We start from the raw sequence: 12,407 nt of genomic DNA on the forward strand, positions 1-12,407 counted from the left end.
ACTTGCTGTAGCTGACGGTCGAGAGCGTGGGCCATAACGGCGCATCACGGCAAAACGGCGTAACGGGTTACATTTTTGTGTTCTTTGCCGCTCTCGGATTTTTGAAACAAGACCTTTCGTGGGTTCAACGTTTGTAACGAATAAAGGATGATTTGATGAAGCACCAAGATAAACTGGAAGCCCTTTTACAGCAGGCAACCCTCGTGACCGGTACGGCTGTTATGGGCGCGTTTGCGGCCACAACCGCCGGTGCCGCGACCGTGGATGCCAACGGGCTGAGAATCGTCGATATCAACGAGACGGCGAGTAACTCTTCCTTCAACTTTGATCTCAACGGGGATGGGGTGGACGACTATAGCGTTGCCGCGGTTAATCGGGGAAAAGGCGCTTTTGGAGCTATCACCGGCCTCGCCGAAAGCAAATTCGACGACCCGGCAGGGAACGTGCTCACTGATGGCGAACTGAACCGTTTTCGTCTGGCTCTCCGCTTCGAAGAAGGTGATGCGGTTGATGCCGATAGCGACGGCGACGCCAACCGTTTCGCCAACGCCTTTATCAATGACCAGGGTCCCTTCGCGACGCTCGGGGACACCGGTTTTATCGGTCTTGTCTTGTCGCTTTTGGACGAAGATGGGGTCGCGAACACACATTTCGGCTGGGCCGAGGTGGAACGCGGTCGCGAAGACAGTCTGTCCCTGCTGCGCATCGGCTTCCAGACCAACGCCAACGCGGCGGCTGAAATCCCCGGCGGCGAGGATCTCGCCGCCGTGCCGCTCCCTGGCAGCCTGCCGCTCCTGTTGGCCGGTGCGGGCGGTCTGCTGGCGCTCCGGCGTCGCCGGAGCGCTCAGGCGGCGTAACCCCCTGATCCGCGGGGTTTCCCCCGATCAGGCAGGCGAACCCGGGTATCCCTCTCACCGGGGTTCGCCCTTGGAACTGTTCCATTCAACTGCGGTCCTTGTGGCCGCGAACCAAGGTAGAGTTGGACACCATCATGACCCAGCCTCGATTGCTCTGGATCAATCTGCAAGGTGCCGACTGGGCGCTGATGCAGCCGCTGGTGGATGCCGGTGCGCTGCCAAGGCTGGCGGCCCTGATTGAGGCTGGCAGCATTGGCAAGCTCTTTGCCGGACAGTCGCTGCGGTTTCCGACCGCTGCCATGACCCTTGCAACAGGGGCATCGCCGCTACGCCACGGAATCGTAACCCCGCTGGTCGAGGATGCGTCAGGTCCGGTTGGTGCGCGCCTGGTGGAGCGCTGCGACCTGGGCGTACCGCCCGTCTGGGAACACGTCGCTGCCGCCGGTGTCTCCTGCGCCGCGGTCGGCTGGCCGGTCACCTATCCGGCCACCGGGGCGGACAATCTGCTGGTGGTCAGCGACAGCTTTACCGACGCCAGCGGCACCGCGTTTGAGACATGGCCCTTTGACCCGCGGACGGTGTCCGACCTCGACCTACACGCGGTTTTTTCCGACCTGCGTCTGCATCCCAGCGATGTCAGCGCCGAGATGGTGCTGCCGTTTCTCGACAAACCCGAGACCATCGACAGCGGCAGCGACGAAAGGATTGTCCTGCTCGCCCGCGCTCTGGCGCGCACGCTGACCCTGCATGGCGCGGCCACCTGGATCGCAGAGCACCGCACGCCGGATTTCCTTGCGGTGAATGTCGATCTTGTTGATTTTCTGTCCGCCACCTTCCTGCAATACCGCGCCCCGCGCATGGGCCATGTGAGCCGGTCCGATCACGCGCGGTTTGCCAATGTGGTCGAGGGGGCATACCGAACGTTCGACATGATGCTCGCAACGTATCTGGAACTGGCAGGCGAGGGTGCGCGGGTGGTCCTCACCTCTGATCACGGCCATCAGAAGGGTGCGCTGCGCAAACGCCCGGCAGAGATGCGCGGCGGCAAGGTGCATCTGGCGTACCGCGACCCCGGCATCCTCTGCGCGGCAGGTCCCGGCATTCCCGAGGATCGTCTGGTGTTCGGGGCCCTGCAGACCGACGTCGCCCCTACGCTGTTGGCGCTGCTGGGCCTTGCGCTCCCGTCGGAGATGGACGGGCACCCGATTGCGGATCTGACCACCCACGTCCCGTCTGAGCGCAGGGGGATACCGTCTGCGCAGGGCCCCGCAACAGCACCCGCGCCCGAAACCGTGGTGCCGCGCCTGCTGGCCTGGACCCGCGCTGGCTATCTGCCGGATCTGCCGGGCAGCTGCGATGCCACCCGCGAAATGACGGTCTCCATGCAGCTGGAGGCGCTGGCGCGGCTGTCCATCACGGCGGGGGCGCATGGAAAGGCCCTTGCCCACCTCGCCGAGCTGCTCGACCTTGCGCCAGGCAACATCAACGCCCATGTCCTGATCGCACAAAGCCAGATCGAACTTGGGCAGGCAGAGGATGCCGCAACGGCGCTCGATATCGCCGAAGGTCTCGGATCGGAGAACGCCATGCTCGATTTCCTGCGCGGGCGCATCGCACAGTCGCGCGGCGATACGGAGACCGCCAAAGCTCATTTTTCACGTGCCGCGCAAAAGACCGAAAAGACGGCAGAGGGCAGCAGACTGCTGGCTTCAATTGGTTGGGCGCAGCTGCGCCTCACGGCTCATGACGCGGCCAGCAGCAGTTTTGAGCAAGCCCTGAGCATCGACGGCGCGTCCACACTGGCCCTTGGTGGCCTCGGAACCGTGCATCTTGGCCGCAAACAATTTACGCAGGCGCTGTCATACTTTCAAAGCGCGTTGAAAGGCGCCCAGCATCAGCCCAAGGTTCACGCCCGGCGCGGGTTTGCCCCGCTGGGCCTTGGCCGGTTGGGCGAGGCGCGATCCGCTTTCGAGACGTCGCTGTCGCTTGCCCCCGGGCTTGAGCTTGCTGCGGAGGGGGTGCGGCAACTCGATCAGATTTCCGCCGGCACCGCAATCGAAGCTCTTTTGCAAAATTGGCGCGCTGCGGAAATGGAGGCTTGAATGTTCAACTGGTCCGGAACATTCCACGATCTCGCGACAGGCAGCCGACTGTCCGGCCCCGAGCTTGGTGCCGAAGTCCACCGTCGCGCTGGCATCCTGCTGCGTCTCGGCATCCGCCGCAAGGATTGTGTGGCCGTTGCACATGCCAACTCACCGAACTTCTTCGCGGATCTTTTTGCAATCTGGTCCGTGGGGGCGACGGCGGCCTGTCTGAATCCGGGGTTGACGCGCGCGGAGTTTGCCCGCCTGATCGCCTTCTCAGATGCCGTGGTGCTGCTGACCAATGGGCAGGATCTGCGCTGCAGCGTACCCGTTCATGACCTCTCAGAGCAGAGCCTGTCCGCGGACATGTCGCACGCGCGACCGCTCGCCTTGGACGATCCGGCGCTGATCCTCTTCACCTCCGGATCGACCGGCACGCCAAAGGGGGTCGTTCACACGCTGCGCGCCCTCTTTGCGCGCATCGAGCTTAACCGGGCCCATATCGGCGATGACGCCTTGCAAAGCACGCTTTGCACTCTGCCCACTCATTTTGGCCACGGTCTGGTCGGCAATTGCCTGACACCGTTTTTCGCGGGCGGCACGGTCTATCTCGGCGCTCATCTGGGCGCATCGCTGGCGCTGAACCTCGACCAGATCATTGTCGACCATCAGATCCGGTTTCTGAGCTCCGTCCCAGCGTTCTGGCGGCATGCAACCCGTTCGCCCAATGAGAAATCCGTGGACAGCCTCAAACGCATTCATATCGGATCCGCACCGCTGTCAGCCGATCTTTGGCGAGAGGTGATCGACTGGAGCGGATGCGCTGATGTGGTCAACATGTATGGGATGACGGAGACTGCGAACTGGGTCGCTGGCGCGTCGTCCCGCGATACCGGACCTAGGGACGGACTGGTTGGGCGGCTCTGGGGCGGGCGCGCGGCAGTGCTGTCCGAAGACGGAAGCCTTCACAGTAGCGGGCAAGGCGAGATTGTGGTGCAGACGCCAACACTGATGCGGGCCTACCTGAACAGCCCGGCACTGACCGATGAGGTATTTACGCAAGGCTGGTACCGAACTGGAGATTCCGGAGAGATCGCGCGGGATGGCGCGCTCCGGCTGCACGGGCGGACGCGGTACATGATCAATGTCGCTGGCACGAAAATCTACCCCGAGGAGCTAGACCTGCTGTACGAAAAGCACCCCGCCGTGAAAGAGGCCTGCGCCTTCGCCCAGGAAGACGCAGTGAGCGGTGAGAAGCTCGCGGTCGCTTTGTCGCTGGCCGAAGGTGCCAATGCTGATTCAAAGGTGCTTGCAGGTTGGGCCAAGGCCCGGATCCGCAAGGACGCGCATCCCGCAAAGGTTTTTCTGCTGCCCAGCCTGCCCCGAACCGCCACGGGCAAGATCGACCGAAATCGGGTCGCTTCGCTTTGTATGGTTACAGCGCAATGATCTGGTCGCCCGGAGATCTGGTGGAGATCGAAACGGTCCGCTTTCTGGTTCGGTCGATCGAGCGCGAGGATGTGACGGAAAGTCTCCTGTCATGGATGGCCGATCCCGAGGTGATGACCGGGCTCAACCTGCCAGAGCGCCGGATGTCACAGGCCCAGGCGTTGCGATGGGCGATGGGGTTCGACAATGCCCGCCAGTTCTTTCTGCTCGTCTGTGACCGGGCGACTGGAACCCCCATCGGGTTCTTCACAGTCACCATAGACAGCCACAAGACCGCAGAGACAGCGGTTGTCATTGGCGACCGGAACTACTGGGGAAAAAACGTTGTCATGGAAACACGTGCGGCACTTCTCGATTTTCTCTTCGATACGCTCGGTATCTACAAGGTTATTGGACGGCCGCATGGTCGGAATTTATCGTCCATATACAACTACAACGCCATGGGGTTCACCTGCGAAGCGATCCTGCGCGCGCAGATGCTGTCCGTCGTCGACAACGACCGGCTGGATCAATTGGTCTATGGCATTCTGGCTCCTGAATGGGTCGAAAAAAGAAAGGGCACCGGATGAAGCTATCCAGCAGCACAATCCGGTTGATGGCTGATGCGCTTGAAGTGTCGTCAGAAGAGATAGACGATAGCCTCACGCCCGGTACCAGTGAAGTTTGGTCAAGCCTGTCGCATATGCGGCTCATTCTGTCGCTGGAAGAACGTCTTGGCCGTCGCCTCGCGCCGAGAGAAATCATATCTGTCGTATCGGCGAGTGCGGTAGAGGCTCTCCTCTCGAAAAGGCCGGCCCTTGCCCGAGACGCTGGCTCGCCGCGCTGATTGCCCATATTCTGTCGAGTTCATCCATCCAATCCGATATCGCGGCAGTCAGTTCGAGCGCGTCATCCACTTCCACGGCCTCGGTGTTGACTAAAATCGCATGCCATTCGCAGTGGCGAGAATAGAAGTGGCTCGCTTTCTTGATTGGCGAGGTTGGTACAAGAATGGTCTGCCTCAGCGCCCGCACCATCTCCTCTTGTTGCCGCTTTTCCTGCTCCGGTGTCGGTTTGCTGAACACAGTCACATCAAACCCGACGCCACGCGCGATGCTTCGCAGAGTTTGTACGTCGGGCACACGCCGCCCGCTTTCCACGTTCTGTATCCTACGGACGGTCAGCCCAGCAGCTTCCGCTAAGCTCTCTTGTGTCAAGCCAAGCATCTTGCGCCGAGCATTTGTTTCCAGAAAGTCTTGCGGGCGATGATGTCCGATGTTGCCATGTCGGGCAAGGCGATCTCAAGAATGGAAACTGTGTAGTCACGGTGGCCCGCATAGCATCCCTATAGATACCGAAGCCCGATCTCTTTGTACTATGTTGAAGGGCGCCTCCCACCATAACAGCTGACCACCGCTGGTGGCACTCTTGTTAAGATCGGAGACGCCCGAAGGGCATATGGGTCCCAGCGATGTTACTCCGTAACAACGAATGCATTGGGTTCGTCAATCTGGACAAGCAGGAAGCAGTCTTTAGGCCCAAGGAAGCGATCTCCGTAAACTTCCAATTTGGGTTCCCGCCTCAGCTGAAGCTGCTGGTTTGCCTCGCCAGCGATTTGCTGAATTGGAAGTCTGAGTATCGCAAAAATGAAACCCCCAAGCTTCGACCGCGTAAGCGTGGACGTAAAAGACATCGTTCGCGGTGCGCTTGTCGCTGTCAAAGGCGTTGAACGAACCAAAACGCGCCGAAATAGGGTGGGACTAAGAATCTGAATCTGACAAAGGCAAATGGCAATTCTTTGCTAAACACGACAGCGAACAAGCGGCAAATAGCTTGAAAACCTCCCTTGCTTGAAACGTGTGGCGTTTCGCGGCTCAACGATTATGCGTGAATTGCGATGATCTCGGTCGGAAGGGAGTTTTGTGCACAGCATTTCTCACGGGGTAGATCTACAAGATCTGGGCCAGCTCACCGGTCTGGACATCGTTGCGGTCTTTCGTTCGGAAGCAATCGCCGGATCCCTGGTCGAAAAGAAGATTCCGGCAGGGCACGACCAACTATGTACTGGTCTCGAAGGCCAACAGCCGGTTCTCCGAACGATTGTTTGCCCCGCGCTGGTGTCCGGTTTCGTCGATGCAAAGTGGACCAAGGGCCCTTCGGGAGAGCTTGCAGCCAACCATAAGGCCGCATCTTTTGATGGCGATCTTGGCCTTCAAAAATCACTGGAACGTCATTTGGTGGACCGTGGCGCTGTTTTGGCCCGCCCTTTCCGGAGCGCACAACAGGAATACGCAGCATGCTGATGGTCGCTTGCCACGCTGGCGTTGGCTATGCACTCGGATTGTTGGCTTGGTCGGAAGATCACCGTCAGTTTCAGCTCGGCAGATTTATTGAGCGCGCGGTTTCGCCTGCGTCGGACACAGGATCGTTCTGTGTACCAGATCAACGAATGGACCGGGATAGACTTGCGCGGAGCGTGCGAAAGGGGGGGGCATGAACATCGCCCAACTCTCGTCAGATGGCACATCAGACACCGCCGCGATTGAGGGCTTTGTCGTCTTGCTCAGAGACGGCGTTGAAAACTCGGAAAACATCTGGGCAACAGTCTTGTTCACCATTCCCGAATACCTTCAGCACGATTTTGTCGTAGGCAATGATGATGATCTTCTGGTCGTGCATGGCGCTCCAGAACGCAACGTTGACACGCAGGTGATGACCCCGACAGCCACGATGCATCGCATTTTCAACGAGTTCGAAACCCTCAATCGGCGCGATCCCCAGATCATTGGCACAATCACGTCCCCCGGCAATCCGCATGCAAACCACCTTACCAAATCCATCTCTGTCACACTGCATCCCGGTGAACCGCCGGTGCAGTGCGCAGGTTGGTTACATCGTGTCCATGCGTTCGACTGCCCCAACATGCCCGTGAATTATTTCTGGCGCTACTACTGAGCGCCGGAACCAGTTTCGTCTCGATCCGTCCAAAGAGACGAAAGTGGGTGGGCGGTTAGTCAAGAACCTCCCACCCGATTGAGCCGCCGGGCAGGAAAACCCGGCTAACCACAACGGCGGAACGGTATCAGATCCGGCCCGCAACAGGAAGGAAGATGGAATGTCCAATACTTCAACAAAGGCGCTCAGTGATCTTTACGCCAACATCAGTTTTGGCGGCGGAGGTGGTGGTGGCAGCGGAGACAGCGGAACCGGTAGCGGGTCGAATTACGACAGTGGCATCGCTGGCAGTGTGGAGTTCACCGCAGAACAGCAGGCGGTTAATCGCGACTATGCTGCAACTGGTGCTGCCGCAGCCACTGGAACGGCCGCTGGTTTGGGCGTGACCGCAGCCACTAGGAGCCCGGTTGCGGGCGCAGCTGTCGGCGCGATGGTTGCAAGAGGCACATATGATGCTCTGACCCCCGAATAGTGACGCGTAAGACTTGACCGGCTGTTTTTGCGCGACGCGTTTCGCAGATCGCAAAAACAGCCACCTAAAAAAGGCGGATCCTATGTCGATACCTCAGGCAGTCTTTTTCTTTGTTGTTGCAATGTCAGTATCGATTGCCATCAGAAAATATGTGCAAAAGAAAGCGATTACTCCACGCGAGGTGTCCGTCGCTTTTTTGGGCGCACTGGTTTTGACGATATTGACCGTTTTATTGACGCATATTTAGATGTCTGATCCCAATAACATCAAGATGCCAACGCGCGGGTCGTATTCTCATTTAATACGGTCGAGACGTATTTTTGACCAATTATTTCCGGTAATCCCCAGCAGGAACATTCATTTGTTTCAGCAAAGGTCCAAGCATTGATTTGGGTCGCGCGCACTTTCAAACTCACGCCTCTCTACCTTATTTCTGCAGTTGGCGTGGCGCTTGCAATTTTTGTAACCGTTGCTTCGGGTTTGGTCAGTTCTGGGTGGGATGAAGCCTATGGCAGAACCCGTATCGTCGGGAACGCCGAGCCCGAAACAGTGAGTGTGCATCTGTTGTTCAGCCGGTCGGGAGGCGCCGAAAACGCATCGCCTGCGTTGGATCACTATGTCGAGCATCTGACTTGGCTCAACGCATTTGCCGCCAGTCGCCACGCCGCACGTCATTCCAACGCATGGACGTCTGACATTGCCATCGGGTATTGGTTGTCAGGTCCGCCCGAAGATTTGCCAGCCATGCTGCATACCCTTGCACGCGTGTTTGACCCCATCACCCTGTCTCGTGAATTTGCAGACCAGGAGCGGGATATCGTCCGGCGGGAATACGACCTGCGCCTTGCCAACCATCCCGATGCGCAGGCGGCCGAAGAGATGAATGCGTTTCTCTATCAGGGCAATGCCATTGCCGCATCGGTCATTGGCACCCCCGCGCAGATCGATGCGCTACGGTTTGACGACGCCAAGGCGCAACACATGGCCATCCATCAGCCAGGCCGGTCGTCGCTGCTGGTCATCGGAGAGGTATCGCAGCGTCAGGTTCGCCGCGCCATGAAACAGGTCGGTTTTCCGCATCAGCCGAGCTCAACTATGGAGATCGCGCCACCGCCTTTTGTCCTTGGCCAGCCAGACGATCGTGTCGTGACGTATCCGGTGGCGGATGCTGCTCCACGCATGATCTGGCGCAAGGTTGTTGCACTGCCCGAACCGGTGCAATTCGATCTTCTGGATGCCCAGACGCGTTTGCTGCGGGATATTCTCGCGAGCACCCTTCCGGGCGGTATTGCCGGGCCTTTGCGGTTCGATACCCTTGTCGCAAAAAGCTTTCGGATCGCCGTCTTTCCCATCGATGAACGCCATGTCGAACTCAACTTTCGCGCTGAACCGGGCAATGACATTGGCTTTGACGACCTGCGCGCGGGCTTCGAGGCGGCCTTGACTGCTTCTGCCAGAGGAATCCCTGCAGAAACCTACGCGCGTGTCCATGAAAGGTTCAGATCGTTTTGGCCGGAGTGGTCAAACAAGGAGGCGACCCGTGACTGGATGGCGGATTACGTTTTGGACCGCGCCAGCAACTTGCGGGCGCCAATGACGGAAACCGAACTGGCCGCGTTGCACAGTCTGCTCTCGGCGCAAGACATCGACGCATTGCTCGCAACCCTGACCGGCCCTGGCCGAACGGCCACTGCCTTTATCGGAAAGGACAAGATCAAGTGAAACACTTTGCCGTGGCAGTGATTGCAATCTTTGTGTTGACCGGGTGTAGCGACGATACACCGTCCTCCAACACTGAGACCAGCCCCGGCGGCATCGATTACGTGCGCCTGTACATCCCTGAGGCCGAGGCTGTGGCCATCCAGATCGCCTGGCCCACAGACTGGCCGTTGCGTGAAGACGCCAATCAGGCGGTTCCCTATATCGGAGCCGACCTGATCCTCGCAGGTGGTGCCGAGGGGTTTCCGGCTTCGGAAGTTGTGGAGATGTTTGCGGATCTGCAAGTCACGGGCCGCCTGTCGGTTACGTCTGATAATGTCCAGGGCAGTTTGGTTGCTCCAAAGGAAAATTTGGACAAGGCCGTCGAAATCGCCAATGCGCATTTACGGGCGCCGCTTTTGGAACAAGGTTGGTTTGAAGGGATTCAACAGAGCTTTGCAGCGAATATGGCCGAAGCATCTGCTGCGCCAGCACATCAGGGTTTTGCCGCAGTGCGATGGGGTGTTTTGGGTGATGTACCGCTCCGTCGTGCGCTGTCCGTCGATCCACCCGAGCAGATTACATCCGCCACACCCGAGGACGTCGCGAGTTGGCATCGTGAAACAATTGTGCGCAACGACGCAAAGATTGTGATCGCGGGTGCCATTGATGCTGAAGAGGCCGGGGCCGCAATTGACGATCTCTTTGCCGGTTTGCCAGAGGCAGGGGCGCGGGTCGCAAAGACGCCAAGTACCGATTTCACGCCCCGCCGTATCCTGCTGCATGTGCCGGAGGCCAACACCAGCACGTTGTCGTTTGTTGCACCAATGCCCCCGATGCGAGATGGCGGTGAGTTGGAGGATATCATTCTTGTTTCGGCTCTGGGGGAGGGTAAGCACAGCGTTCTTTTTGAGGCCGTGCGCACACAGTTGCGCGCAACATATGGGCTCAGTGCGCATCTTGATGCATACACGCGCGACATCCGGCTTTTGTATTTTGGGGGCGAGGTCGAAACCACAAAGTTAGCGCAAGCCGCAACCATCGTGCAGGAGGCCTATGCGTCGTTTCGCGAGGTTGGGCCGCCGCAAGGCTTTCTGGAAAGTCTCGAGGGCCCCTTCGTCGCACAGAGCGAGAAAACGGCCGCTGACCCTGTCGCCGCGTCCACCTCTGCCCTTATGGCTCTGCTGGATGATCAAGACCCCAGCGTTGCACTTGACCTTGCATCTGCACTTGACCGTGTGACATCCGAAACCCTTCGCCAAAGACTTGCCAATGCGTTTCCGGCCGCACAGGACTTTATCATAGTCGCTGTGTCGCCTGATGCTGACGCGCTGCCAAACGCCTGTGTAATTTCCAAACCAAGAGACGTCATTGATTGCCGATGAAGACCCGGCGCGGTGAAAACGCTGGAAAGATCTCCTTCCTGGTTTGACCAAGGAAGACATCTTGCGTCATCACGACGTTCTCTGGGTGCTCGGGTCCATCTGCATCCCTGGCGGCGTCTCAAGACCAAGGGCCCTGAACGCGATGTTCCCCTTGATGGACATTCGCTAGCGGCAGCAGAACGGCCCCTGGGCCAGCAGACCTTACTCACGGCTCGCTTTTCCGCGCTACAACAAGACAGACACAACAAACACAAACGCCGCCAGTGCTGCATCGAACAATTGGATGAAGGAACACGTGCCCGTAGAGTGCACGATGCACGTCTGCCGTTATTCGACGCGCGACCATCTCAGGATCGTTGAGTGCCCTGCCGACATTGTCTGCCAGGTTGCCAGAGTCAAGTTGCAGCCAAGCAATAGGAAAACCTTTGGTACCGCCAGCCCGGCAATCTTTGCAACGCGCAACAGCACTTAAAGTCGCTGTTTTGCGGCGATCTCGGGGCTGCAAGCGTCGTTCATTTGCATCGGGAGAGAAACGATGAGGCGTTGCATCCGAGATCTGAAACGTGCCAACCGGTCATTGAAATGGAGTTGAACTCAGTCTCATCAATCAAGCGCGGCCATTGCGAACTCCGATATCTATCTTCTTGACAGAATCCGTGCAGCGAACTCTGTTTGGGTGGGTTGATGGCGCAAGGTGAGTAAATCAGAAATGTCGATATTCTCTAAACTCTTTGGTAAGGGCGGCTCGGCTGCTGCGACCGCTAAGAAAGACGTAGAAATGTACGAAGGTTTCCGGATCATGCCGGATCCCGAAGCAGAAGGCGGACACTATCGCATCGCGGCGACGATCACAAAGCATGGGCAGAGCTACCGATTGCTGCGCGCGGATACCTTCTCTGACCGAGATGAGGCGATACGTATTTCTTTGCGCAAGGCCAAACAGGTGATCGACGAGCAGGGTGAGCGACTTTTTCAGTGAGCGCTCCCGGGCCACGCGAGATTACGGTCAGCACACGAGGTGTCGGGCTCCATGAGATCACCGATCACGTGCGGCAATCGCTTTCCGGGTCCGGTCTGCTCACGCTTTTCATTAAACACACGTCAGCGAGCCTGCTCATTCAGGAAAATGCCGACCCGGAGGTCCAGACTGATCTGACGAATTTTTTTGCCCGTTTGGTGCCATCCGCTGACCATCCTGCGATGTCCTATCTCACCCATACCTATGAAGGGCCCGACGACATGCCGGCCCATATCAAGGCCGCACTTTTGCCCACGCATCTGTCGATCCCTGTGGTAGACGGGCAGCTGGCTCTGGGCACGTGGCAGGGCATTTACCTCTTTGAACACCGCACACGCCCGCACCAACGCAGCATTGCAGTGTCATTTCTGCGCAACGTTTGAGGGCGTAATTCGCCTACCACATCTGGGCGCGCATTTCCCCACTACCCAAAACTTAGGCGCTCACCTATAAGTGTGGATAAGTGGGGCGGCGATCCCACAATCAGAGGCAGATAGACAATAAAAGGGG

Annotated in this window: 12 protein-coding genes; 11 read left to right on the forward strand and 1 reads right to left on the reverse strand. The window is 58.5% G+C overall.

The annotated features are described in order from the left end of the window. Window positions 1-155: 155 nt before the first annotated feature. The 4 genes from Q1A63_RS05355 (at window position 156) to Q1A63_RS05370 (ending at window position 4,959) form a co-directional block, all read left to right on the forward strand. Entirely contained in the window at window positions 156-857 is a 702-nt protein-coding gene (locus Q1A63_RS05355) for a hypothetical protein (protein WP_298970147.1), read from the forward strand. 134 nt (window positions 858-991) lie between these two features. After that, the gene (locus tag Q1A63_RS05360; protein ID WP_299630969.1) at window positions 992-2,959 is read left to right on the forward strand and encodes an alkaline phosphatase family protein; all 1,968 of its coding nucleotides are present in this window, start codon (window positions 992-994) and stop codon (window positions 2,957-2,959) included. After that, window positions 2,960-4,390 carry a class I adenylate-forming enzyme family protein gene (locus Q1A63_RS05365; RefSeq protein ID WP_298970141.1) on the forward strand — a complete coding sequence of 477 codons (1,431 nt, stop codon included), beginning with the start codon at window positions 2,960-2,962 and terminating at the stop codon, window positions 4,388-4,390. Beyond that, a complete protein-coding gene (locus Q1A63_RS05370) occupies window positions 4,387-4,959 on the forward strand; it encodes a GNAT family protein (RefSeq protein ID WP_298970137.1) in 573 nt (190 codons plus the stop codon). Before Q1A63_RS05365 ends, Q1A63_RS05370 begins: the two co-directional genes overlap by 4 nt. A gap of 171 nt (window positions 4,960-5,130) precedes the next feature. On the opposite strand, the gene Q1A63_RS05375 is transcribed toward Q1A63_RS05370, so the two are convergent. Beyond that, window positions 5,131-5,595: a helix-turn-helix transcriptional regulator gene (locus Q1A63_RS05375; RefSeq protein ID WP_298970135.1), complete on the reverse strand. Its 465-nt coding sequence runs from the start codon at window positions 5,593-5,595 to the stop codon at window positions 5,131-5,133. Window positions 5,596-6,291: 696 nt separating this feature from the next. Here Q1A63_RS05375 and Q1A63_RS05380 point away from each other — a divergent pair. The 7 genes from Q1A63_RS05380 (at window position 6,292) to Q1A63_RS05410 (ending at window position 12,280) form a co-directional block, all read left to right on the forward strand. After that, window positions 6,292-6,672: a hypothetical protein gene (locus tag Q1A63_RS05380; protein WP_298970133.1), complete on the forward strand. Its 381-nt coding sequence runs from the start codon at window positions 6,292-6,294 to the stop codon at window positions 6,670-6,672. 190 nt (window positions 6,673-6,862) lie between these two features. Beyond that, window positions 6,863-7,324, forward strand: a complete 462-nt coding sequence (locus Q1A63_RS05385; RefSeq protein ID WP_298970132.1) for a hypothetical protein — start codon at window positions 6,863-6,865, stop codon at window positions 7,322-7,324. A 160-nt stretch (window positions 7,325-7,484) separates the two neighbouring features. Next, on the forward strand, window positions 7,485-7,796 hold the full coding sequence (locus tag Q1A63_RS05390; RefSeq protein ID WP_298970130.1) for a hypothetical protein: 312 nt from the start codon (window positions 7,485-7,487) through the stop codon (window positions 7,794-7,796). Between the two features lie 480 nt (window positions 7,797-8,276). Beyond that, window positions 8,277-9,518, forward strand: a complete 1,242-nt coding sequence (locus Q1A63_RS05395) for a hypothetical protein (RefSeq protein WP_299630973.1) — start codon at window positions 8,277-8,279, stop codon at window positions 9,516-9,518. Beyond that, window positions 9,515-10,879 (forward strand): insulinase family protein, encoded by a 1,365-nt coding sequence (locus Q1A63_RS05400; protein WP_298970126.1) that lies wholly within the window; start codon window positions 9,515-9,517, stop codon window positions 10,877-10,879. Before Q1A63_RS05395 ends, Q1A63_RS05400 begins: the two co-directional genes overlap by 4 nt. Before the next feature lie 709 nt (window positions 10,880-11,588). Then, window positions 11,589-11,858, forward strand: coding sequence for an HlyU family transcriptional regulator (locus Q1A63_RS05405; protein ID WP_298970124.1), 270 nt, complete (start codon window positions 11,589-11,591; stop codon window positions 11,856-11,858). Then, window positions 11,855-12,280, forward strand: coding sequence for a secondary thiamine-phosphate synthase enzyme YjbQ (locus Q1A63_RS05410; RefSeq protein WP_298970123.1), 426 nt, complete (start codon window positions 11,855-11,857; stop codon window positions 12,278-12,280). Before Q1A63_RS05405 ends, Q1A63_RS05410 begins: the two co-directional genes overlap by 4 nt. The last annotated feature ends 127 nt before the right edge of the window (window positions 12,281-12,407 follow it).

This window comes from uncultured Roseobacter sp., assembly GCF_947499265.1.
GTDB lineage: Bacteria > Pseudomonadota > Alphaproteobacteria > Rhodobacterales > Rhodobacteraceae > Roseobacter.